The organism is Salipiger thiooxidans (genome assembly GCF_900102075.1).
Lineage (GTDB): Bacteria > Pseudomonadota > Alphaproteobacteria > Rhodobacterales > Rhodobacteraceae > Salipiger > Salipiger thiooxidans.
Window position 1 is genome coordinate 191,265 of record NZ_FNAV01000006.1, and the last position, 23,388, is coordinate 214,652.

Genomic DNA, 23,388 nt, shown 5'->3' on the forward strand with positions numbered 1-23,388 from the left:
GCGTTAGCAAATTGGCAAGATGATTGACGGAGGTTGGGCACGGGTGAGTACGAACGAAGGTGGGTGTGATGACCTATGCTGCAACGGCGCAAGGTGCGCTGGATTATTTCGCGTGTCGCTACGGGCGCTCGCGGGTGCTGTTCCGCGGGCCGCGACGTCCGCTCGACGGTCCCTATGTCGGCTTCCTTGGCGGCACCGACACCTATGGCCGCTTCATCGAGACGCCCTTCCCCGCGCTCTGCGAAGCGGCGCTCGACATTCCCTGCGTCAATTTCGGGGTGATCAACGCGGGGCTCGACCTCTACCTCAACGACCCCGGCGCGCTGCACGTGGCCGAGCGCGCCTCGGTCACGGTGCTGCAGATCATGGGCGCGCAGAACATGTCGAACCGCTATTACAGCGTGCATCCGCGCCGCAACGACCGCTTCCTGCGCGCCTCCGACCGCCTGCAGGATCTCTACCCCGAGGTCGATTTCACCGAGTTCCACTTCAACCGCCACATGCTGGGCCGGCTGCACGACCTCTCGCCCGAGCGCTTCTCCGAAGTGACAGGCGAGCTGCGCCTCGCCTGGGTGGCGCGGATGAAGCACCTGCTGACGCTGCTGCGCGGCCGGGTGCTGCTGCTCTGGATCTCCGACCGGCTGCCGCCGGAAAAGCCCGTGGACACGATCGAGCACGAGCCGCTCTTCATCCACCGCGGCATGATCGAGACCCTGCGCCCCCGCGCCGCCGGCTATCTCGAGATGCCGGTCTCGGACAAGGCAAGGCAGCGCGGGGCGCCCGGCATGGTCTACAACGACTTCGAGGCCAGCGCCGCGGCCGAGCTGCTCGGTCCTATCGCGCATGAGGAAACCGCCGAGGCGCTGGTGCCGCAACTGCGCGACCTGCTCGGCTGACCAGACACTGCCCGGTTTTTGACCGCACCGCCCCGGGAAGGGCGCCGAATGACGGTGCCTGCTGCACTGCGGCAAGCGGACGCGGCGACGGGTCATGGAAACCTCTTCGAGGGGGCGTATAGCTGTGCGGGACGACGCCCGGCCGCGCCTTTCCGCGGTCCGGGCCGAAGACCGGAGAACCGCATGCATATCGAGAACCGCACCTTCGACGAACTCAAGGTGGGGGACAGCGCCGAGCTGCGCCGTCTCGTGACCGCCGACGACCTGCTGGCCTATGCCAACGTCTCGGGCAACCACAACCCGCTGCACCTCTACGATCAAGACGGCGATGGCGACGGCCGCCCCGAGGCCATGGCGCCCGGCTCCTACGTCTCGGCCCTGGTCGGCGCGGTGCTGGGCAACGTCCTGCCCGGCGCCGGCACGCTCTACCGCGCCCAGAGCTGGGTGTTCCACGCCCGCATCTTCGCCGACGACGAGATCGTCATGCGCGTCACCGTCACCGACAAGAACGAGCGCGACACCACGGTGACGCTCGCGACCGAGGTCCGGCGCATCGGCGACGACGCGCTGGTGCTTTCCGGCGTGGCCGAGGTGCTCGCCCCGCGGCGCAAGATCGAATACAACAGCCACGACCTGCCCGGGCTGATCGTGCAGCGCCACCGCCACTTCGAGAAGCTCCTGCGCAAGGCCGAGCCGCTGAAGGCACTGCGCACCGCCGTGGTCTGCCCCGAGGAGCCGAACTCGCTCGGCGGCGCGCTCAAGGCCCGTGCCCACACCCTGATCGACCCGATCCTGATCGGCTCCACCGCCAAGATCGTCGAGGTCGCGACGGCGATGGGCGTCACCCTCGACGGCATCGAGATCATCGAGGAACCGCTGCACCGCAACGCCGCACGCAAGGCGGTGGAGCTGGTACACGAGGGCCGCGCGCAGGCGATCATGAAGGGCCACCTGCACACCGACATGCTGCTGCGCCCGATCCTCGACAAGCAGACCGGCCTGCGCATGGGGCGGCGCTTCACCCATATCTTCGTGATGGACGTGCCGGGCCACCCGCAGCCGCTGCTGGTGACCGATGCCGCCATCAACATCGCACCGGACCTGAAGACCAAGGTCGACATCACCCAGAACGCCATCGACCTCGCCATTTCGATCGGCGTGGAACAGCCCAAGGTCGGCGTGCTCTCGGCCACCGAGACGGTGAACCCCGACATCCCCTCCTCGATCGACGCGGCGCTGCTGTCGAAGATGGCCGACCGCGGCCAGATCACCGGCGGGCTGGTGGACGGCCCGCTGGCCATGGACAACGCCGTCGACATCGCCGCCGCCCGCACCAAGGGCATCACCTCGGCGGTGGCCGGCCAGGCAGACATCCTCGTGGTGCCGAACCTCGACGCCGGCAACATGCTTGCGAAACAGCTCACCTACATCTCCCACGCCGAGGCCGCGGGTCTGGTGCTGGGCGCGCGGGTGCCGATCATCCTCAACAGTCGCGCCGACGACGACATGAGCCGCCTCGCCTCCTGCGCCGTCGCCGCCCTGCACCATGCAAGGGTCTCCGGCCACGCCGCCTGAGCCAAGGGCGCCGCGCCCAGTCACCCGCGCGGCGCCAGCGGCTCCATCCTGCCGAACGCCCCCGCCGGAGGCCCCCACTCCTTCCACCGCCCCCAATACAAACACTCCACCCACTCCACGCCCCGACAATCGCGCCGCGCCCTCCCTTCATCTTGCCAGGTAAACTCCCGCCGGAGGCTCCCACTCCCTCCACCGGCCTCCTCCCCCGAACAAGCGCGCCGCGGCCCTCCTTCATCTTGCCAGGTAAACTCCCGCCGGAGGCTCCCGCCCCCTCCATGTGCGCAGACCCAAGGCAAAGCCCCACATCCCCACTTGCGCTCATCCATATAATTCCATAATTCATGAAATATGGAATCAATAAGACTCGAACAGCTTGGCACCCTCAGCCACCCACAGCGGATGGACCTCTTCCGCCTGCTCATGCGGCGCTACCCGGACGCGGTTCCGGCGGGGGAGATCGTCGGCGCGCTGGGGCTCAAGCCCAGCACGGCCTCGGTCTACCTCGCGGCGCTGCGCGAGGCCGGGCTGATTACCCAGACGCGCGAGGGGCGCTCGCTGCTCTACCGCGCGGATGTGACGGCGGTTCAGGGGCTGATGGGGTTCCTGTTCAGCGACTGCTGCCGCGGACGGCCCGATCTTTGCCCGCCCACGGCGCCCGCTTCGGCGACAGGAGGACAGGCCATGGCCCGACGCAAGTACAACGTGCTCTTCATCTGCACCGGCAACTCCGCCCGGTCGATCATGGCGGAGTCGCTGCTCCGCGCCCTTGGCGGTGACCGGTTCGAGGCTTATTCCGCCGGCACCCGGCCCTACTCCGAGCTGAACCCGATCGCGGTCTCGATGCTCGAGGACAAGGGCCTCGACACCGCGCGGCTCCGGGCCAAGACCATCTCGGAGTTCCGGGGCCCGGACGCACCGCCGCTCGATTTCGTCTTCACCGTCTGCGACCGCGCCGCCAACGAGGACTGCCCGGCCTGGGCGGGCCAGCCGATCAGCGCCCACTGGGGCCTGCCCGACCCGGTCGCCGCCACCGGCACCGAGGCCGAGCGCCGGCTCGCCTTCCAGCAGGTCTACGGCATGCTGAAGCACCGGCTCTCCGCCTTCACGGCGCTGCCCCTCGGCACGCTCGACCGGATCTCCCTGCAATATGCCATCGACCGCATCGGCATGTCCGAAACCGAGGACCACACCGGATGACCACCTATGCCCTGAACGGGCTTGGCCGCATGGGCAAGCTCGCACTCCGTCCGCTGCTCGGGAAGGGCGCGAAGATCGCCTGGATCAACGACGCGGTCGGCGACCCGAAGATGCACGCCCATCTGCTCGAGTTCGACACGGTGCACGGCCGCTGGCCGGCGACGTTCTCGCATGACGCCGAGAGCCTCAGCATCGACGGCACGCGCCTGCCGGTGCATTGCGAGAAACGCATCGAGGACCTGCCGCTCGAGGGCGTGGACGTGGTCATCGACTGCACCGGCGTCTTCAAGACCGAGGCGAAGCTCGCCCCCTATTTCGCCGCCGGAGTAAAGAAGGTCGTGGTCTCGGCGCCGGTCAAGGACGGCCCCACGGTCAACATCGTCCACGGCGTCAACAACGACGCCTACGACCCCGCCGCCCACACCATCGTCACTGCCGCCAGCTGCACGACCAACTGCCTCGCGCCAGTCGTGAAGGTCATCCACGAAAACATCGGCATCCGGCATGGCATGATCACCACGATCCACGACGTGACCAACACCCAGACCATCGTGGACCGTCCCGCCAAGGACCTGCGTCGCGCCCGTTCGGCGCTCAATTCGCTGATCCCCACCACCACCGGCAGCGCCAGCGCGATTACGCTGATCTACCCCGAGCTCACCGGCAAGCTGAACGGCCACGCCGTGCGCGTGCCGCTGCTCAACGCCTCGCTCACCGATTGCGTCTTCGAGCTGGAGCGCGAGACCACGGCGGAAGAGGTCAACGCGCTCTTCAAGGCCGCCGCCGAAGGTCCGCTGCAGGGCATCCTCGGCTACGAGGAGCGCCCGCTGGTCAGCACCGACTACACCAACGACCCGCGCTCCTCGGTCATCGACGCACCCTCGACCATGGTCACCAACGGCACCCAGCTCAAGGTCTACGCCTGGTATGACAACGAATGGGGCTACGCCAACCGGCTCGCCGATGTGGCGCTGATGGTGGGCGCAAGCCTCTGATCCGTCATCCGTACGACACCGATCCCTGACAGGCTCCCGCACATGAGAGAGACCGCATGACCGCCGACCGCGAAAACGGCCTCGCCGCCTATGTCGCCGTGACCGCCGCCTACTGGGCCTTCATGCTCACCGACGGCGCGCTGCGGATGCTGGTGCTGCTGCACTTCCACAGCCTCGGCTTCTCGCCGGTGCAGCTGGCCTATCTGTTCGTGCTCTACGAGATCGCGGGCGTGGTCACCAACCTATCGGCGGGCTGGATCGCCGCGCGCTTCGGGCTGGCCTCGACGCTCTACGCGGGGCTCTCGCTGCAGGTCGTGGCGCTGCTGGCGCTGGCGCAGCTCGACCCGTCCTGGGCGGTCGGTGTCTCGGTGGCCTTCGTCATGCTGGTGCAAGGGGCGAGCGGCGTCGCCAAGGACCTTGCCAAGATGTCGTCTAAATCGGCGGTCAAGCTGCTCGCGCCCGAGGGCGAGGACGGGCTCTTCCGCTGGGTCGCCCTGCTCACCGGCTCGAAGAATGCGGTGAAGGGGCTGGGCTTCCTGCTCGGCGCGGCGCTGCTGGGGCTCGCGGGCTTCGTGCCCTCGGTGCTCGGAATGGCGGCGGTGCTGGCGGTGATCCTCGTGGCCATCGTGCTGCGCATGCCCGCGGGCCTGCCCGCAGGCCGCAAGGACGCCAGGTTCCGTGAGGTCTTTTCCAGGAACCGCAACGTGAACTGGCTGAGCTTCGCCCGCGTCTTCCTCTTCGGGGCGCGCGACGTGTGGTTCGTGGTCGGCATCCCGATCTACTTCTACGCCGTGCTCTCGGACGGCACCGAGGCCGGCAACCGCATGGCCTTCTTCGTCATCGGCAGCTTCATGGCGGTCTGGATCATCCTCTACGGCGCGGTTCAGGCCGCCGCGCCGCGGCTGCTGCGGGCGAAATCCCGGGGCGCCGCCGCCATGGTCCCCGCCGCCCGCGGCTGGGCGCTGGCGCTTTTCGTGGTGCCCGCGCTACTTGCCGCCACCGTGGCGATTGCCGGAGCGCCGTCGCCGTGGCTCACGACCGCGCTGGTCGCGGGGCTGCTGGTCTTCGGCGCCATCTTCGCGGTGAACTCATCGCTGCATTCCTACCTGATCCTCGCCTTCACCGAGGACAGCCGGGTGACCATGGACGTGGGGTTCTACTACATGGCCAATGCCGCCGGGCGGCTGCTCGGGACGGTGCTGTCGGGCGCGAGCTACCAGCTTGGCGGGCTGCCGCTCTGCCTCGGGACCGCCGCCGCCATGGTCGCGCTCAGCGCCTGGGGGGCCGGTCACCTGCGCGCGGACGCAAGCGCCCGCGAGGTCGCGCACCCCTGACCGCGCCGGGACATGCTGCAGCCGCGAAACACATGCGGGCGGCGCAAGCGACCGGTGCTCTTGCCCGGCAAGCGGCGCGACGTCCCCCAGGAAGCCATGCACACAGCGCAACGATTCAATAGATAGATATGCAATACAGGAATACCCGTTCTGCGGAGCATTTCTCCATCTGGTTCGGCCGGCCGTGGCCAGCATAGATATCGTGAAACATTAGAACGTGACGCTGGCCATCCGGGCACGGATATTTCCCGCCCGCCCCGGCCGCGCCGAGGAGACCCACGTGACCCTGCATCCCCGTATCGCCCACCCGAACCTGTCCTCCCGCATGATGAGCGCCGAGGACGCCGCCGCGCTGATCGAGGACGGCATGACCGTCGGCATGAGCGGCTTCACCGGGTCGGGCTATCCCAAAGCCGTGCCGATGGCGCTCGCCGCCCGCATCGAGGCCGAACACGCCGCCGGCAACCCGTTCCGGGTCAAGGTCTGGACCGGCGCCTCGACCGGGCCCGAGCTCGACGGGGCGCTCGCCAAGGCCGACGGCATCGAGTTGCGCCTGCCCTACAACTCCGACCCGATCGCGCGCGAGAAGATCAACACGGGCGAGATGAACTACTTCGACATGCACCTGAGCCAGGTCGCGCCGATGGCGTGGCAGGGCTTCCTCGGCAAGCTTGACGTGGCGGTGATCGAGATTTCCGGCATCACCGAGGACGGCGCGCTGATCCCCTCCTCGTCGATCGGCAACAACAAGACCTGGCTCGACGTGGCCGACAAGGTGATCCTCGAGCTGAACCGCTGGCAGAGCGACGCGCTGAACGGGATGCACGACATCTACTACGGCACCGCCCTGCCGCCCAACCGCGTGCCGATCCCGCTGGTGAAGCCTGACGACCGCATCGGCCAGCCGCATTTCCGCGTCGATCCCGCCAAGATCGTGGCCATCGTCGAGACCGACGCCCCCGACCGCAACCTGCCCTTCGCCAGGCCCGACGCCGTGGCCGAGGCGATCGCCGGGCACCTGCTCGAGTTCTTCGCCCACGAGGTCGGGCGCGGCCGCCTGCCCGCCAACCTGCTGCCCCTGCAATCCGGTGTCGGCAACGTCACCAACGCGGTTCTGTCGGGGCTGATGGAGGCGCCCTACACGGGCATGACCGCCTATACCGAGGTGATTCAGGACGGCATGCTCGACCTGCTCGACGCGGGTAAGCTGCGCATGGCCTCGGCCACCGCTTTCTCGCTCTCGCCCGATGCGGCCGAGCGCTTCAACACCGAGGCGGCGCGGTTCCGCGACAAGATGATCCTGCGCCCGCAGGAGATCTCGAACCACCCCGAGCTGGTGCGCCGTCTGGGCTGCATCGCGATGAACGGGCTGATCGAGGCGGATATCTACGGCAACGTGAACTCGACCCATGTCATGGGCTCGCGGATCCAGAACGGCATCGGCGGCTCGGGGGATTTCGCCCGCAACGCCTATGTCTCGATCTTCATGACGCCCTCGACCGCGAAGGGCGGCAAGATCTCGGCCATCGTGCCGATGGCGTCCCACGTGGATCACATCGCGCAGGACGTGCACGTGATCGTCACCGAGCAGGGCCTCGCCGACCTGCGCGGCCTCGCCCCCAAGCAACGCGCCGAGCTGATCATCGAAACCTGCGCCCACCCCGACTACCGGCCCGCCCTGCGCGACTACTACGCGCGGGCGATGGCCAGCTCCTACGGCCGCCACGCCCCCAACGTGCTGTCCGAGGCGCTGTCCTGGCACCAGCGCTTCGTGGAAACCGGCTCGATGACGTAAGGGCACAGCGGCAGCCGCGAAGGACCGGCCACGCGGCCGGCCCGCATCGCCGGTCGGCGGAGGCGCGAAGCCTCAGAGCGACAGAGCGACAGAGCGACAGAGCGACAGAGCGACAGAGCGACAGAGCTTCGATTTCCAGCCGCAGTCAAGCCAGTCCGAGGCTCGGGAGAGCCGCGCGTCGCCGGCCCGCGGGATGGCGGCCTGCCCTTCGAACCTCTCGATTTACCCCGGCCAAATCCGAAAGACCCCGACACGTCGCACCAAGCCCGGCCAGATCGCCAGCCCGGGGGGCGGGCCGGCGATGCGCGGCGGCCTTCGGCCTTGTTCCGCGCGGGGCAGGGTTCAGCCGGAGTATAGCTGAGGGTGAGGGAGGGTCAGGAGGCGCAAGGGCCATGCGGAGCAAGGTCTCGGGCGAACATAGCTTCGGCCAGAAGGGCGTCGCAGGTCACACCCCGGCTTGATCAACGCGTCGGCGCGGACAGTCGCACGGCAAGACCAATCTTTTGGGCCGGCTGTCCACGGAACCGGCAGCAGGGCAATGGCCCCACCGGCAAGCCTATTGGCAGACATCCGCAGGCCTGAACCCGGTCAAGGCCCCGCCCCCACCGTGCAAAGCCGGGCCCGGGGGCCCGGCCCTGTCTTCAGTAGGGCATCGGATGCGCCTTGTGGGCGTCGTCCAGCGCCTCGAGCAGCTCGGAAGAGAGCGTCAGCTCGGACGCCGCGAGCAGGTGCTCGAGCTGCGCCATGGTCGTCGCGCCGAAGATCGAGGAGGCCACGAAGGGCCGCTGCGCCGTCCACGCCAGCGCCATGTGCACCGGGTCGATCCCGAAGCGCTGCGCCACCTCGAGGTAGGCATCCACCGCCCCGAACACCCGCTCGGACTTGCGCCCGCCGAGATTGCCGTTCAGCGCCATGCGCGAGCCCTCGGGCACCGCGCCGCCCTGGTACTTGCCGGTCAGCAGCCCCGCGCCCAGCGGCGAGAAGGGCAACAGGCCCACGTCCTCGTTCACCATCAGCTCGGCCAGATCGGTGTCCGCCAGGCGGCAGAGCAGCGAGTACTCGTTCTGGATCGAGGCCACCCGCGGACCGCCCGCCTCCTCGGCGATGCGCAGCCACATGGCGGTGCCCCAGGCGCTCTCGTTCGACAGGCCGAAGGCGCGGATCGTGCCGCGCTCGACCTCGCGCTGCAGGGCCCCCAGCGCGTCGTGCATGTGCTGCACGGTCGACAGCCGGTCCTGAGAGGACGGATCGAAACGCCAGTTCTGGCGGAAGTGATAGCTGCCCCGGTTCGGCCAGTGGAACTGGTAGAGGTCGATCACGTCGGTCTTGAGCCGCTTGAGCGAGCCCTCGACGGCGCCCGGGATGGTGGCGCTGCTGATCGGCGCGCCGTCGCGCACCAGCTTCGAATCCCCGGTGTGCTTGGTGGCGAGGATCCAGTCGCTGCGCCGCCCGGTGCTGGCGAACCAGTCGCCGATGATCTCCTCGGTGCGGCCCACGGTCTCGGCCAGCACCGGGTTCACCGGGTACATCTCGGCGGTGTCCATGAAATTGATGCCGGCGTCGAAGGCCCGCTCGATCTGCGCGTGCCCGTCTTCCGGGGCGGTCTGGTTGCCGAAGGTCATCGTGCCGAGGCACAGCTCCGAGACCATCATGCCCGTGCGGCCCAGCGGATTCATCTTCATCGTTCGTCTCCTGCGTCTTGTCAGGCGCCAACCTACGCAGCGACACGCCAAAGCCAAGCCCGCAAACGCCGGATCTTTCCACCTCCGGCCACATCCGTTAAAGCAGCCCGAAACCGGACCAATAGACAGGCGATCCATGGCACGGCACCTCATCACCTCGGCGATCCCCTACATCAACGGGATCAAGCACCTCGGAAACCTCGTGGGCTCGCAGCTGCCGGCCGACCTCTACGCCCGCTACCAGCGCGCGCGCGGCAACGAGGTGCTGTTCCTCTGCGCCACCGACGAGCACGGCACCCCGGCCGAACTGGCCGCCGCCAAGGCGGGCAAGCCGGTGGCCGAATACTGCGCCGAGATGCACGAGGTGCAGGCGCGCATCGCCGAGGGCTTCCGTTTGTCCTTCGACCACTTCGGGCGCTCGTCCAGCCCGCAGAACCACGCGCTGACCCAGCATTTCGCCGGCGTGCTCGCCGAGCGCGGGCTGATCCGCGAGGTCTCGGAGCGGCAGATGTACTCGCCCACCGACGGCCGCTTCCTGCCCGACCGCTACATCGAGGGCACCTGCCCCAACTGCGGCTTCGAGGATGCCCGCGGCGACCAGTGCGACAACTGCACCAAGCAGCTCGACCCGGTGGACCTGATCAACCCGCGCTCGGTGATCTCGGGCGCGACCGACCTCGAGATGCGCGAGACCAAGCACCTCTTCCTGTGCCAGAGCCAGATCAAGACCGAGATCGAGGACTGGATCGACAGCAAGAGCGACTGGCCGGTGCTGACCACCTCGATCGCCAAGAAGTGGCTGCAGGACGGCGACGGCCTGCAGGACCGCGGCATCACCCGCGACCTCGACTGGGGCATCCCGGTGAAGAAGGGTGCCGAGGACTGGCCGGGCATGGAAGGCAAGGTCTTCTACGTCTGGTTCGACGCGCCGATCGAATACATCGCCTGCAGCCAGGAATGGGTCGATGCCGGCAAGGGTGACGACTGGGAACGCTGGTGGCGCACCGACAAGGGCGCGGAGGACGTGACCTATACCCAGTTCATGGGCAAGGACAACGTGCCCTTCCACACCCTCACCTTCCCGGCCACGATCCTGGGCTCCGGCGAGCCGTGGAAGCTCGTCGACTACATCAAGTCCTTCAACTACCTGAATTATGACGGCGGCCAGTTCTCGACCTCGCGCGGGCGCGGCGTGTTCATGGACCAAGCACTCGAGATCCTGCCGGCGGATTACTGGCGCTGGTGGCTGCTCAGCCACGCGCCCGAGAGCTCGGACGCCGAATTCACCTGGGAGAACTTCCAGACCTCGGTCAACAAGGACCTTGCCGACGTGCTCGGCAACTTCGCCAGCCGCGTCACCAAGTTCTGCCGCTCGAAGTTCGGCGAGGTCGTCCCCGACGGCGGCACGCCGGGGGCGCGCGAGGAACAGCTCATCGCCGACCTGACCGCGAAGGTGCGCGAGTACGAAGAGCACATGGCCCACGCCGAGGTGCGCAAGTCCGCCGCCGCGCTGCGGGCGGCCTGGGTGCTCGGCAACGAGTACCTGCAGGAAGCCGCGCCCTGGTCGACCTTCAAGACCGACCCCGAGGCCGCCGCCGCGCAGATCCGCCTCGCGCTCAACGTGATCCGGCTCTACGCGGTGATCTCGCAGCCCTTCATCCCCGATGCCTCGGCCCAGCTGCTGACCGCGCTCAATACCACCGACGACAGCTGGCCCGACGACGTGGCGGCGGCGCTCGCCACCCTGCCCGCGGGCCATGCCTTCGTGGTGCCCGAGGTGACCTTCCGCAAGATCACCGACGAGGAGCGCGAGGACTGGCAACAGCGCTTCGCCGGCAAGCGGGACTGATCCGACCCCGTCCCGGCCCCGTCGCGGGCGGGACGGCCGGATGCCTCCGGCGGGGATATTTGGGGCCACTGGATGACAGGGCATGTCGCCCGGGCGTTGTACGGCCAGCCCCATCCTCGGCGGAGACACGCGGCGGGGGCCGCGCCCCTGCCCTGCACGATTGACAAGCGATGCGCGGGCTTGCTACCTCGCGCGCCTCACCACACAGAGGGCAGACCATGGCACGCAAGAAGGGCCGCGATATTTCCGGCTGGCTGATCGTCGACAAGCCGGCAGGCATGACTTCGACCTCCGTGGTCAACAAGGTCCGCTGGGCGCTTGCGGCCAAGAAGGCCGGCCACGCGGGCACGCTCGACCCCGAGGCGACCGGCGTGCTTGCCGTGGCGCTGGGAGAGGCCACCAAGACCGTGCCCTTCATCACCGATGCGCTCAAGGCCTACCGCTTCACCGTGCGGCTGGGGCAGCGGACCAACACCGACGATGCCGAGGGCGAGGTCATCGCCTCGTCCGATGCGCGCCCCTCGGATGACGAGATCAAGGAAGCGCTGCATGGCTTCGTGGGCGAGATCCGGCAGGTGCCGCCGCAGTTTTCGGCGGTGAAGATCGACGGCGAACGCGCCTACAAGCGCGCCCGCGACGGCGAGACCATGGAGATCGAGGCCCGCCCGCTCTGGGTCGAGGAACTGGTGCTGACCGGACGCCCCGACGCCGACCACGTCGAGCTCGAAATGACCTGCGGCAAGGGCGGCTACGTGCGCGCCATCGCCCGCGACCTCGGCGAAACGCTGGGCTGCCACGGCCACGTGCAGAAGCTGCGCCGGATCTGGTCGGGGCCCTTCGATGCCGAGGACGGCATCACCGTGGAGCAGATCGACGCGCTCGCCAAGACGCCCGAACTCGACGCCAGGCTGCTGCCGCTGGAAGTCGGGCTTGCGGACCTGCCCGAGCTGCGCTGCACCCCCGAGGGCGCGGTGCGGCTGCGTAACGGCAACCCCGGCATGGTGATTCCCGGCGACGTCGAATACGGCGACGAGGCCTGGGCCTCGCTCGACGGTCGCGCCGTCGCGGTGGGCATCTTCAAGGCCGGCGAGCTGCACCCGAACCGGGTCTTCGTCGAGCCCGCGCCCGAGTAAGCCCGCGTCCGGCCCGGCGGGCGACGCCGGGCCATGCGACGTCGCGGGCGCTCAGCGCAGCATGCCGAGCCAGCGACGCAGCGCGTCGAGCGATTCGGGCTCGTCGAGGAAGGGCACGTGGCCGCGCCCCGGCACCTCGACCGCGACCATGTCCGGGCGGCGGGTGCACATCTCGGCATAGGTTTCGTCCGACAGCAGATCCGAGTTCTTGCCCCGGATGCAGCAGAGCGGCAGGCCCTTCAGCGCGTCGAAGAGCGGCCAGAGGTCGGCGGCGGGCTGGGCGCCGTCGCCCAGCACCGCATCGCGCAGCCGGGGGTCGTAGGTGATGACCAGCCCCTCCGGCGTCTCGCGGTAGAACTTCTCCACCTCCTCGCGCCAGCGGCTCTCGGGCACGTTCTCGAAGGCGGTCATGGCGGCGGCGCGCTTGGCGACCGCCTCGTCATGGGTCTTCCAGGCCGGGTTGCGACCGAGATAGCCCTTGATGACATCGAGCCCCGCCGGCGCGATCTCGGGGCCGATGTCGTTGAGCGCGACCCCCGTCAGCCGGTCCTTGACGGTGGCCGCCAGCACCATGGCGATGAGCCCCCCGCGCGAGGTCCCGAGGATGGCCGCCCGGTCGATGCCCAGATGGTCAAGCAGCTCGACCGCGTCGCGGCCCTCGACGGGGATGGTGTAGGTCGCGTGATCGCCCCAGTCCGACTGGCCGCGCCCGCGGTAGTCGAGGCGGATCAGCCGCACGCCCTTGAGATGGGGCGCGACGTAGTCGAAGTCGCGGCCGTCGCGGGTCAGCCCGGCGAGGCAGAGCAGCGGCAGCCCCTCGCCCTCGTCGGTGTAGTGCAGCGACAGGCCGTCGGAAGTGGTGAAACGTGGCATCAGAGAAGCTCCGGAATCGAGGAGAGGTCGGTGAGGACGTGCGTGGGCACGCCGGGCAGGCGGTCCTGCGGCAGGCCCGCGCGGTTCACCCAAGCGGTGGCGAACCCGTAGGCAGCGGCAGCGGCAGCGTCCCAGCCGTTGGAAGACACGAAGAGCACCTCGGCCGGGTCCGTGCCGAAATGCGTGCCCACGAGGTCATAGACCGCGCGGGCGGGCTTGAAGACGTGCACCTCCTCGACCGAGATCACCGCGTCGAGGCGGTCGCCGAGCCCGGCGCTGGCCACCGCACCCTCGAGCATGTCGGGTGAGCCGTTCGAGAGGATGGCGCAGGTCTTGCCCATTCCCTTGAGCCGGGTCAGGAGTTCGGGCACCTCGGGAAAGGCGGCGAGTTCCCAGTAAAGCGCCAGCAGCCGGGCACGGAGCGCGGGCTCGGAGAGGCCGTGGCGCGCCATCGCCCAGTCGAGCGCATCCTGCGTCACCTGCCAGAATCCCACGTGATCGCCGGTGATCGCCCGCAGCCAGGAATATTCCAGCTGCTTGCGCCGCCAGTCCTCGGCCAGTGCCTGCCAGACACCGGCCAGCGCATCCTGTCCCGGCTCGCGCGCGGCGTCTCGCGCAGCCGCCGCCACGTCGAAGAGCGTGCCATAAGCGTCGAAGATGCAGTGGGTTATCGTCATGGGCCGGGTCCTCCTGCGGCGGAGGGTGGCACGCACCGTGGCGGGGGAAAAGGCAAAAACAGGCGTCTGTTTGCAATCCGCGGGCAGGATCGCTAGCATTGGGGCAGCAATACGAGCACCCGCCCAGCGCGGCCTCGTCCATTCACCCGGGCCGCACACGCGCCCTCACCCTTCCCAACTTATCCAGAACGAACGGAGATCCCATGACGCAGGTCAAGACCGGCGACACCGTCCGCATCCATTACACCGGCACCCTTTCCGACGGCACCACCTTCGATTCCAGCGCGGGCCGCGATCCGCTGGAATTCACCGTGGGCTCGGGCCAGATCATCCCCGGCCTCGACCAGGCCATCCCCGGCATGACCGTGGGCGACCGCAAGACCGTGGAAATCGCCCCCGACGAAGCCTATGGCCCGGTCCACCCGGAAGCGCGCCAGCAGGTGCCCCGGACCGAGATTCCCGACCACATTCCGCTCGACCTCGGCACCCAGCTGCAGGTGCAGACGCCCACCGGCCAGACCGTGCAGGTCGTTGTGGCCGAGGTGACCGAAGAGGTCGTGACGCTCGACGCGAACCACCCGCTCGCCGGCAAGGACCTGACCTTCGCCATCGAGCTGGTCGAGATCGCCTGAGTCGGGACTCCCCGAGCGGAGCACCCGGCCGCGCGGTCGGGGCGCCTCCGGCGGGAGTTTATCTGGCAAGATGAAGGGAGGGGCGCCGTCGGGGCGCCCTTTCTGCTTGTGGCCCCCCGTGCGTGATTGCCGCTTCCGCGCGGCGGGGCAAACGCGCTAGAGCGGGCAGAGGACGCGGAGGGGATTTCCCATGCACATGGCCGATCTGGGCGACATCCGCCTGCACTACCGCATCGACGGGCCCGAGGACGGCGCGCCGGTGGTCTTCGCCCACGCGCTGGGCACCGACCTGCGGGTCTGGGACCGCGTGGTGGCGCTGCTGCCGCCGGGGCTGCGCATCCTGCGCCACGACATGCGCGGGCACGGGCTCTCGGACGCGCCCGCGGGGCCCTACTCGATGGGCACGCTGGTGCGTGACAGCGAGCGCCTGATGGACCGGCTGGGCTTTCGCGACGCGGTCTATGTCGGGCTGTCCATCGGCGGCATGATCGCGCAGGGGCTCGCGGCCAAGCGGCTCGATCTCGTGCGCGCGCTGGTGCTGTCGAACACCGCCTGCAAGATCGGCACCCGCGAGATCTGGGCCGAGCGCATCGCCGCGGTCGAGGCCGGCGGCGTCGAGGTGCTGGCCGAGGGCACCATGCAGCGCTGGTTCTCGCCCCGTTTCCGCGCGACGCCGGAGCTTGCCGCGTGGCGGCACATGCTCGAGCGCACCGACCGGGGCGGCTATGTCGGCTGCTGCCATGCCATCGCGGGCACCGATTTCATGACCCCCACCTCGGGCCTGAGGCTGGCCGCGCTCGGCATCGCGGGCAGCGAGGACGGCTCGACACCGCCGGATCTGGTGCGCGAGACCGTCGAGCTGATCCCCGGCGCGCAGTTCCGCCTGATCCGCGGCGCCGGCCACCTGCCCTGCGTCGAAGCCCCCGAAGCCTATGCCACGCTGCTGACCGAGTTCATCACCGCACAGGGGCACCTCGGCTGATGGCGCGGTTCCTGCTCGTGCATGGTGCCGCACATGGCGCGTGGTGCTGGCGGGCGCTGAGCGCGGAGCTCGCAGCGCTCGGGCACGAGGCCGTGGCCATCGACCTGCCCTCGCACGGCGGCGACCCGACGCCGGTCGGGGAGGTGACGCTCGACGCCTACGTGGCGGCGATCCTCGCGGCGCTGGAGGACGAGACCGTGCTGGTGGCGCATTCCATGGCCGGGGTGCCCGCCACCTGCGCCGCCGACCGCGCGCCCGGCCGCGTGGCGCGGCTGGTCTATCTCTGCGCCTACCTGCCCCGCGACGGCGACAGCGTCGCCTCGCTCCAGCGGCGGCAGGCCGAGCGCCCGCTGCGCCCGGCGGTGCGGGTGGCGCCGGACCGGCTGAGCTTCGGCTTCGACCCGGCGCTGGCCCCCGAGATCTTCTACCACGACTGCCCCGAAGCACGCGTCGCCGAAGCACTGGACCGGATGTCGCCGCAGCCCATCGCTCCCACCGAGGCGCCGGTGCGGCTCGAAGGCGGCATCGAGCGCGTGGCGCGCAGCTACATCCTCTGCACCGGGGACCGCGCCATTCCGCCCGCCGCGCAGCGCGAGATGGCCTCGGGCCTGCACGTCGTCGAGCGGCCGTGGGGGCATTCGCCCTTCTTCTCGGAGCCCCGGGCGCTGGCGGCGCTGCTGGACGGCCTCGCGCGCGGCTGACGCACTGACCCGCTGAGCCGCTGGCCAGCGCGATGGACTGCGCCTATAGAGGGGCGCCCATCGCAGCACGAGGACAGCATGACCGCCACCCCTTTCGACAGCGCCCATCTTCACAGGCTCTTTTCGCCCGGCGATCTGGGGCGGCTGTTCTCGGACAGCGCCGAGATCCGGGCTGGCATGATCGTGCTCGGCACCCTCGCCAAGGTGCAGGGCGCGGCGGGGCTCATCCCCGGGGTCTCGGCGCAGGCCATCCACCGCGCCTCGCTCGAGCTGCAGATCGACCCGGGCGGGCTTGCCGCCGCGACAGCGGTGGACGGCACGCCCGTGCCGGCGCTGGTGGCGGCCTTCCGCGACCTGATGCAGGCACCGGAGCACGCGCAGCACCTCTGCCACGGGGTGCCGCCCACCGACGTGGCGGATTGCGCGCTCATGCTGCGGCTGCGGCAGGCACTGAGCCTCTGCGAGACGGAGCTTGCCGGGCTGCTTCAGACGCTGGCAACGGCGGGCGATGCGGCGTCCATAGAGGCCTGTGGCTGGCCGCTTCTGGCGCTGCGCGACGAGCTGACAGAGCTGCGCGCCGCCGGGCTGCCGGTGGCGCTGCGCATGGAGGGCGCCCCGGAAAGTGCCGCGCCCCTGCGCGCGTCGCTGGCCGCGGCGCTGAACCTGCACCTGCCCGCTGACGGCTGGCCCGACACCCGCGCCCCGCTCGCCCGGATTGCAGGCTGGACCGCGCGGCTGATCGCCGTGCTGGCGGTGCCGGGGCGGGTCGCGGAGGCCGCGGATCAGGGCGTCTCCAAGGCGGCACTGGTGGCGCTCGACCGCCACGCTTCGGCGCTCGAGGGCGCCCTCGCGGAGACGCCCGATGGCGCGGCGGGCCGGTTCCAGGAATGGCTGGCGCTGCCCCAGATCATGCTCTCGGGCGGGGCCGCGCTGTGCCACGCACGGGCGCTGGCAGAGACGCTGTCACCGGGCGAGGCAACCGACGATGCGCGACGCTTTGCCAGTGCGGTGCAGGGCGGTTAACCCCCTGATTGGGCGCGGCGCTTTGCCGGTGCGGTGCGCGGGACCTTGCCCGGGCGAGGCTCCACGCTTTGCCAATGCGGTGAGCGGGACGCGCCCACGCCACCGGGTCAAGGCGATGATCCGGCGGAACCAAGCGGCCCGGAGGTTCGTTTTGCCTGTCGAGTCATGCCCGCGGAGGATGCACCCGCCAGCCGTCTCGCAATCCCTTGGGAAAGTGTTATATCAGCCGCGACTGCAAAGAGGTCCCAAAGTGAACGACCAGAAAATGTCCCCGCCGCCCGACGTGATGGCCTCCAACGCGCGCAACGCCGCGGCCTTCCTCAAGACGCTGGCCCACGAGGGCCGGCTGATGATCCTGTGCCATCTGGGATCGGGCGAGAGGTCGGTGGGCGAGCTGGAATCGCTGCTCGGGATCCGTCAGGCGGCGGTGAGCCAGATGCTGGCGCGCCTGCGCGAAGAGGGGCTGGTCAGCACCCGGCGCGAGGGCAAGACGATCTTCTACAGCCTCGCCACCGAGGACACGAGCCGGGTCATCAACCTGCTCTACGACATCTTCTGCGCCGAGTGAGCGCCCGACATTCAGCTCCCCTGAGCGCCTGAGAGCCCCCCCAGAGCCTCACGGCAAAGCCCCGCCCGGCGACATCCCATCGCCGGGCTGGCTGTTTCCGGCCCTCACTCCGCCGCGGTTTCCGGCACCGTCTCGGCCCAGTCCCACGGCCGCACGAAGCTGCCGAGGCAATGGCCCACGGCCTCGGCATCGGCGCCGTTGCGCTCGACCTTGGCCACCAGCCCGCGCTTGCGGTCGTCCACAACCGACACCACCCGTGCGGCCAGCTCCCCGGCCTCGAGCGCACCGTTGTAGACGCGGGTGATCGCCTGCATCCGCAGCGCCGGCTTGAAGACCTTGCCCACTGCCGTCTTGGGCAGCTCGGGCAGGATCGTCAGGTGCTTGGGATAGGCCGCGCGCTCGTGGATGTGCCGCCGGGCATGCGTCATCAGCTCGTCCTCGGTGACCTCGGCGCCCGAGACCAGCTCGACGAAGGCGCAGGGCAGCTCGCCGGAATGGGCGTCGGGCTGGCCGATGGCCCCGGCGAAGGCGACAGCCGGGTGCGCCAGCAGCGCCTCTTCGATCTCGGCGGGGTCGATGTTGTGGCCGCCGCGGATGATCAGGTCCTTGGCGCGCCCGGTGATCCAGAGGTAGCCATCCGCGTCCATGCGCCCGAGGTCGCCGGTGCGCAGGTAGATGCCCTCGTGGAAGAGGTCATGGTTCTTGTCGACCTCGGTATAGGTCGAGCCAGGGAAGACGCCGGGGTTGGCGACGCAGATCTCGCCCACCTCGTCAATGGCGCATTCGCGCGGACCCTCGGCGGTCTGCTGGATGATCTTCACATGGGTGTAGGGGAAGGGAATGCCGATGGAGCCCACCTTCTTCACCCCTGCAGGCGGGTTCACCGACACGAGGCAGGTGGCTTCGGTCAGGCCGTAGCCCTCGCAGATCGTCACGCCGCAGGCGGCCTCGAAACGCTTGAACAGCTCCAGCGGCATCGGCGCCGACCCCGAGAAGGCCGCGCGCACGGTCGAGATGTCCGAGTCCACCTTGCGCTGCATCAGCGCCGAGACCGCGGTCGGCACGGTGATGACGAAGCTGATCTTCCAGCGCTCGCACAGCTTCCAGAAGTTGTCGAAGACCCCCTCGCCCCGGTAGCCCGCAGGCGTCGGGAAGACCACGTGCGCGCCCGAGCAGATCGCCGACATCAGGATCACGTGCACCGCGAAGACGTGGAACAGCGGCAGGGGACACATGATGTTGTCCTCTTCGGTGAAGAGCAGCTCGCTCCCCAGCCAGCCGTTGTAGAGCATCCCCGAGTAGAGATGCTGCGCCACCTTCGGCATGCCCGTCGTGCCACCGGTATGGAAATAGGCCGCGACCCGGTCGGTCTGGCTGTCGCGGAAGGTCAGAGTCTTCGGCTGCTTGCGCATCTCGCGGTTGAAGCAGAGCACGTCCGCATGCGGGTTCACGGTGACCTTGGGCCGCAGGAAGGGGACGATCCACGACTTGGGCGGGCTCAGATAGCGGTTCAGGTCGACCTCGAGCACGGTGGTCACGTGCGGCGCGTGGCGGCAGGCCTCGGCCACCTTCTGGGCGATGTCGGTCTTGGGGAACGGCTTCAGCGTCACCACGATCCTGGCGTCGGTCTCGCGCAGGATGGCGGCGATCTGCTCGGGCTCGAGCAGCGGGTTGATCGGGTTGACGATCCCCGCCACCGCGCCGCCGAGCAGCGCGCAGACGGCCTCGGTGCAGTTGGGCAGCACGTAGGCCACCACGTCGTTCTCGCCGATGCCGAGGCTGCGGAACAGGTTCGCCGCCTGCGTGCTGCGCTCGAACAGCTCGCGCCAGCTCAGGGTCTCGGCGGGATCGCCCGGCCCCGACAGCAGCTGGTAGCTGACCGCAGGGCGGTCGGGATGGGCCTTGGCGGTCTTCTCGAGCTGGCCATAGAGCGTCGTGGGCACGCCACGCGCCTCCCACGGCATTTCGGCTTCGATGGCATCTCTTTCGGCCACGGACGCAAAGGTCATGGACGGTGCTCCTCCCTCATCTCCCGCGCATCGCAGGGATCTGTGTTCCTCGCCGGATAGTCTGGAAAGGAACCCGCGCCCGCGCAAGGGGACGGGACGCTACGGCAATCTCCTCGCGACGCAACGTCCCGGCGCGGGGGACTCAGCGCCCTGCCCGGCCGGCCTTGCGAAGGAGGCCACTATAGAGCAGCAGGCCCCACGGCGCGAGGGTCTCCTGCACCCGGGTCCAGAGCAGTCCGAAGCCCAGCGCATCCAGCCTTGCGGCGCGGGCGATCTCGTCCAGCGTGCGCTGCCCGTCGATGGCAGCGATGACCGGCGCCGCCTCGCGCGGGAGCGACAGCTCGGCCGAGAGCTGCCCCAGCCGCAGCGGCAGCGGCTTGCCATGGGCCACGGCGCGGGCGAGCGTCTGGCGCTGCACGCCGCGCAGGTGCGGCACGAGGCTGCGGTTGCTGCCGGTGGCCACGGTCGCGGCGCTGTCGTCGGGAACGGCATAGGCCACGTGCATGCGGATGGTGCCGCGCAGCTTCTCGGCCACCGCCATCTGCTCCTCGGGCGCCATGCCCTCGGGCACATTGGTGATGCGGGACAGGTCATAGATCGCGGGCGTGGTGAAGCTGGCCAGCCGCCAGCCGGTGGCGCCCAGCGTGCCCAGCAGGTCGGCCACCGAATAGGCGCGGTCCTGCCCGTGCAGCAACAGGTCGTAGAAGCCCGCGTCGCTGGCGTGGTGATCGCCGAGGTTGCGGTTCGCGAGGAACGGATGCCCCTCGGGCAGCGCCGCCACGACGCGCCTGGCGCGGTCGAGCCGCTCGGCCGGGGCGAGCCCGTCGAAGAGCGCGCCGAAGGCCTCCTGCAGCGGGTAGACGCCGCTGCGGCCGTAGGGGGCGTAGACCATGAAGCCCATGCCGCCGCCCGGCGCCAGCGCCGCACGCAACGCCCGGAAGCCGGCCTCGGGCTCGGGCAGGTGGTGCAGCACGCCGCAGCAGTCGATGTAGTCGAAGGGCCCCAGCGCCGCGGCATCGAGCAGGCTGCCCGTGCGGAAGGTGATGGTGGTCAGGCCACGCGCCGCGGCGCGGGCCTCGGCGATCTCGCGCGAGGCGGTGGAGAGATCGAGATAGGTGATCTCGGCCGGCGCGCCGGCCTTGTCCATCAGCGTGGCGAGCTGGATCACCCCGTCGCCGGTACCGCCACCCGCCACCAGCACCCGCAGCGGCCGCGACCAGTCGCGCTGCCCGGACCACAGGAAGTGGTCCATCTCGAGCGGATGCGACGGCGAGCCCGTGATCAGCCTGTCCTTCTCCTCGGCCGGATCGCGCTCCGGGTAGGGATAAGCCTCGTATTGTTCCTTGACCGTTACCATGTGCCTGCTCTCTTCGCGCCGCGCGGACCCTCGCACGGGCGGCGTGGAATGTCCAAGCCTCAGCGGGCCTTGCGGGCAAGCTCGATGCGCGCCTCGAGCAGCGAAACCTCCTGCATGATGCGCCGTCGCTCGCTGCGGTCGGCGGTCTCGAGCAGCGTCTCGCGCAGCCTGGCCAGCTCGCTCGAGAGCGACACGAACTCGGGCACCGCGCCGTTGTCCTTGAGGATGCGGTTGAAGACCGCGTTCTCGGGATCGTCGCAGGGCGGCAGCGGCTTGCCCGCACCGGGGAGGTTGTCGAAGGCGCCCTCCTCCTCGGCCTTGCGGATGCGCGCGTTGATGAGGTCGATCAGCGGATGGTCCATGGGCTCACTGCTGCTGTTGCTGCTCCTGCGCGAGGCGTTCGAGCTCGGCCTCGCGCCGGGCCAGCGCCTCGGGGCGCCAGGTGGTGGAGCGGCGGTAATACTCGGGGAAGACCTGCGCGCCCTCGGGGAAGGTGATCCACGGGTGCGCGGTGGTGGTGTAGATGTGCACATCGGGGGTGATGCGGGCGGCGTCGACGAGAGTGCCGGCGCGGACGAAGGCGAAGCCCCGCCCGGCGCCGGAATAATGCGACCAGAGCGTGCAGCCGCAGGTCGCGCAGCCGACCATGGTCTGCCCTTTGCCGCTGGCCGAGGGCACCAGCCGCTCGCCCGGGCGCCCGGAGAGCAGCTTGATGTGGCGGGTCTCGATCAGCGCGTTGAGCGCGAATGCCGAGCCGGTCTCGCGCTGGCACCACGTGCAGTGGCAGCAGTGCACGACGAGCGGCGCCTCGGCGAGACGGTAGGCGATTTCTCCACAGGTGCAGTGGCCTTGCATGGGTGACTCCCAGGATTCCCGGCGCAGGATGCCCGTCCGCGCGCGGTTTGGCCAGCGGCGGATGCGTCGGGGACGTGGCCCGGCGTTGCGCCAAGCGACGCGGAAGCCGGGGGCGCTGCCCCCGTCCGCTGGCGCGGACTCCCCCGGAGTTTATCCGGCAAGATGAAGGGTCAGGGCTTCAAGGAGTCGATGGCGTGGGTCATGAGGCGGATGAAGTCGCTACGCTCGGCGCCGCTCATGCCGCGCATGGCCTGAGCGTTGACCGCGTTGGCGGCGGCCTCGGCGGGGCCCTGCAGGGCGCGGGCGTGCTCGGTCAGGTGGATGGTGCGGGCGCGGGAATCGCTGTCATGGGCGCGGCGGGCGATCAGCCCGTCGCGTTCCATCCGCTTCAGCGTGTTGGCCATGGTGGCCTGTTCAACGTCGAGCCGGGCCACGAGGTCGCGCTGGGTGAGCCCGTCCTCGCGCCAGAGCTCGATCAGGGTCATGAACTGCCCCGGCGCCAGCCCGAGCGGGCGGATGCGCTCGGCCAGGGCGTGGGCGAAGACCCGCGCCATGTGGTTGGCCAGATAGCCGGCGGACCGGTGCTTGTCGAAATCGCTCATGGGGCTTGCCTATACTTACATAGCGCGCTATGCAATCAGCATATACATAGCTCGCTATTCAAAAGGAGAGTCGCAATGTCCCGTTCCCGTCTCGTCACGCTGCATGGGGTTTCCGGCGCCGCGGCGCTTGGCCTCGTCGCCTGTTTCTGGTCGCTCGCGCTCTGGTGCGAGCTGGGCGCGTCTGCGGCCACCGTCGTGGTGCTGCGGCAGGGCATCCTCTACGCGCTGCCGCTTCTGGTGCTGGCGCTGGCCACCGCCGGGGCGAGCGGCGCCCGGCTGGCGGGGCGCGTGCCCGGCCCCGCCGCGCGGGCCAAGCTGCGGCGGATGCGGCTGGCCGCGGTCAACGGGCTGCTGGTGATGATCCCGGCGGCGGTGTTCCTCGGGCTGCGGGCGCGGGCGGGGGATCTTTCGGGGCCCTACGCCACGGTGCAGGCGGTGGAGCTCTGTGCCGGGGCGGTGAACATCGTGCTGCTGGGGCGCAACCTTGCCGCGGGTCTGGCGATGCGCGCCCGCGCGCCGCGTCGCGCGTGAGGTCCGGCTGGGTACAGGCCCCCGGATGCAGGCCGCCGGATGAAGGCCCCCGGGATGCAGAAAGGGCGCGCAGACCCCGGTCCGCGCGCCCTTCCCCTGTCCTGCAGCCGTTCAGGCGGCGG

Annotated in this window: 22 protein-coding genes; 14 read left to right on the forward strand and 8 right to left on the reverse strand. The window is 69.6% G+C overall.

The window, feature by feature from the left end; all coding sequences use genetic code 11:
* Positions 1-68: 68 nt before the first annotated feature.
* The 6 genes from BLQ77_RS10940 (at position 69) to scpC (ending at position 7,792) form a co-directional block, all read left to right on the forward strand.
* The gene (locus BLQ77_RS10940; RefSeq protein ID WP_089958863.1) at positions 69-896 is read left to right on the forward strand and encodes a DUF6473 family protein; all 828 of its coding nucleotides are present in this window, start codon (positions 69-71) and stop codon (positions 894-896) included.
* Between the two features lie 183 nt (positions 897-1,079).
* Positions 1,080-2,471, forward strand: coding sequence for a bifunctional enoyl-CoA hydratase/phosphate acetyltransferase (locus BLQ77_RS10945; protein ID WP_008883188.1), 1,392 nt, complete (start codon positions 1,080-1,082; stop codon positions 2,469-2,471).
* Positions 2,472-2,819: 348 nt separating this feature from the next.
* Positions 2,820-3,668, forward strand: a complete 849-nt coding sequence (locus tag BLQ77_RS10950) for an arsenate reductase/protein-tyrosine-phosphatase family protein (RefSeq protein WP_089958865.1) — start codon at positions 2,820-2,822, stop codon at positions 3,666-3,668.
* Positions 3,665-4,663, forward strand: coding sequence for an ArsJ-associated glyceraldehyde-3-phosphate dehydrogenase (locus tag BLQ77_RS10955; RefSeq protein WP_089958868.1), 999 nt, complete (start codon positions 3,665-3,667; stop codon positions 4,661-4,663). The genes BLQ77_RS10950 and BLQ77_RS10955 overlap by 4 nt, the downstream gene beginning before the upstream one ends.
* Before the next feature lie 56 nt (positions 4,664-4,719).
* Positions 4,720-5,997 carry an organoarsenical effux MFS transporter ArsJ gene (gene arsJ / locus BLQ77_RS10960; RefSeq protein ID WP_089958871.1) on the forward strand — a complete coding sequence of 426 codons (1,278 nt, stop codon included), beginning with the start codon at positions 4,720-4,722 and terminating at the stop codon, positions 5,995-5,997.
* 280 nt (positions 5,998-6,277) lie between these two features.
* Positions 6,278-7,792 (forward strand): succinyl-CoA:acetate CoA-transferase ScpC, encoded by a 1,515-nt coding sequence (scpC, locus tag BLQ77_RS10965; RefSeq protein ID WP_207545835.1) that lies wholly within the window; start codon positions 6,278-6,280, stop codon positions 7,790-7,792.
* Positions 7,793-8,433: 641 nt separating this feature from the next.
* On the opposite strand, the gene BLQ77_RS10970 is transcribed toward scpC, so the two are convergent.
* Entirely contained in the window at positions 8,434-9,474 is a 1,041-nt protein-coding gene (locus BLQ77_RS10970; protein WP_089958872.1) for an aldo/keto reductase, read from the reverse strand.
* Positions 9,475-9,610: 136 nt separating this feature from the next.
* Between BLQ77_RS10970 and metG the strand changes: the two genes are divergently transcribed.
* Together metG and truB are read left to right on the forward strand one after the other, a co-directional pair.
* Positions 9,611-11,323, forward strand: a complete 1,713-nt coding sequence (gene metG, locus BLQ77_RS10975; RefSeq protein WP_089958874.1) for a methionine--tRNA ligase — start codon at positions 9,611-9,613, stop codon at positions 11,321-11,323.
* A gap of 218 nt (positions 11,324-11,541) precedes the next feature.
* Positions 11,542-12,456 carry a tRNA pseudouridine(55) synthase TruB gene (gene truB / locus BLQ77_RS10980; RefSeq protein WP_089958877.1) on the forward strand — a complete coding sequence of 305 codons (915 nt, stop codon included), beginning with the start codon at positions 11,542-11,544 and terminating at the stop codon, positions 12,454-12,456.
* A 51-nt stretch (positions 12,457-12,507) separates the two neighbouring features.
* Here the strand turns inward: truB and BLQ77_RS10985 are convergent, their stop codons facing one another.
* Both BLQ77_RS10985 and BLQ77_RS10990 read right to left on the reverse strand, forming a co-directional pair.
* The gene (locus BLQ77_RS10985; RefSeq protein ID WP_089958879.1) at positions 12,508-13,329 is read right to left on the reverse strand and encodes an alpha/beta fold hydrolase; all 822 of its coding nucleotides are present in this window, start codon (positions 13,327-13,329) and stop codon (positions 12,508-12,510) included.
* Complete coding sequence (locus tag BLQ77_RS10990; protein ID WP_089958883.1) at positions 13,329-14,006, reverse strand: haloacid dehalogenase type II; 678 nt, start codon at positions 14,004-14,006, stop codon at positions 13,329-13,331. The genes BLQ77_RS10985 and BLQ77_RS10990 overlap by 1 nt, the downstream gene beginning before the upstream one ends.
* Positions 14,007-14,209: 203 nt before the next feature.
* Here BLQ77_RS10990 and BLQ77_RS10995 point away from each other — a divergent pair, with 203 nt between their 5' ends.
* The 5 genes from BLQ77_RS10995 to BLQ77_RS11015 all read left to right on the forward strand — a co-directional run bounded on the left by BLQ77_RS10995 (position 14,210) and on the right by BLQ77_RS11015 (position 17,912).
* Positions 14,210-14,638: an FKBP-type peptidyl-prolyl cis-trans isomerase gene (locus BLQ77_RS10995; protein WP_008883105.1), complete on the forward strand. Its 429-nt coding sequence runs from the start codon at positions 14,210-14,212 to the stop codon at positions 14,636-14,638.
* A 190-nt stretch (positions 14,639-14,828) separates the two neighbouring features.
* Positions 14,829-15,620: a 3-oxoadipate enol-lactonase gene (gene pcaD, locus BLQ77_RS11000; protein WP_089958886.1), complete on the forward strand. Its 792-nt coding sequence runs from the start codon at positions 14,829-14,831 to the stop codon at positions 15,618-15,620.
* Entirely contained in the window at positions 15,620-16,321 is a 702-nt protein-coding gene (locus BLQ77_RS11005) for an alpha/beta fold hydrolase (RefSeq protein ID WP_089958889.1), read from the forward strand. Before pcaD ends, BLQ77_RS11005 begins: the two co-directional genes overlap by 1 nt.
* A 78-nt stretch (positions 16,322-16,399) precedes the next feature.
* A complete protein-coding gene (locus BLQ77_RS11010; protein ID WP_089958893.1) occupies positions 16,400-17,344 on the forward strand; it encodes a lyase family protein in 945 nt (314 codons plus the stop codon).
* Positions 17,345-17,630: 286 nt separating this feature from the next.
* Entirely contained in the window at positions 17,631-17,912 is a 282-nt protein-coding gene (locus BLQ77_RS11015) for an ArsR/SmtB family transcription factor (protein ID WP_050782236.1), read from the forward strand.
* A 104-nt stretch (positions 17,913-18,016) separates the two neighbouring features.
* Here the strand turns inward: BLQ77_RS11015 and BLQ77_RS11020 are convergent, their stop codons facing one another.
* From BLQ77_RS11020 to BLQ77_RS11040, 5 genes are all read right to left on the reverse strand, one after another.
* On the reverse strand, positions 18,017-19,921 hold the full coding sequence (locus BLQ77_RS11020) for an acyl-CoA synthetase (RefSeq protein WP_089958897.1): 1,905 nt from the start codon (positions 19,919-19,921) through the stop codon (positions 18,017-18,019).
* A 142-nt stretch (positions 19,922-20,063) separates the two neighbouring features.
* On the reverse strand, positions 20,064-21,278 hold the full coding sequence (locus BLQ77_RS11025) for a class I SAM-dependent methyltransferase (protein ID WP_089958901.1): 1,215 nt from the start codon (positions 21,276-21,278) through the stop codon (positions 20,064-20,066).
* Positions 21,279-21,337: 59 nt separating this feature from the next.
* Positions 21,338-21,640 (reverse strand): DnaJ family domain-containing protein, encoded by a 303-nt coding sequence (locus BLQ77_RS11030; protein WP_089958904.1) that lies wholly within the window; start codon positions 21,638-21,640, stop codon positions 21,338-21,340.
* Between the two features lie 4 nt (positions 21,641-21,644).
* Positions 21,645-22,133: a GFA family protein gene (locus BLQ77_RS11035; RefSeq protein WP_008883054.1), complete on the reverse strand. Its 489-nt coding sequence runs from the start codon at positions 22,131-22,133 to the stop codon at positions 21,645-21,647.
* Positions 22,134-22,303: 170 nt separating this feature from the next.
* On the reverse strand, positions 22,304-22,735 hold the full coding sequence (locus BLQ77_RS11040) for a MarR family winged helix-turn-helix transcriptional regulator (RefSeq protein WP_089958908.1): 432 nt from the start codon (positions 22,733-22,735) through the stop codon (positions 22,304-22,306).
* Positions 22,736-22,810: 75 nt separating this feature from the next.
* Between BLQ77_RS11040 and BLQ77_RS11045 the strand changes: the two genes are divergently transcribed.
* Positions 22,811-23,266, forward strand: coding sequence for a hypothetical protein (locus BLQ77_RS11045; RefSeq protein WP_089958912.1), 456 nt, complete (start codon positions 22,811-22,813; stop codon positions 23,264-23,266).
* The last annotated feature ends 122 nt before the right edge of the window (positions 23,267-23,388 follow it).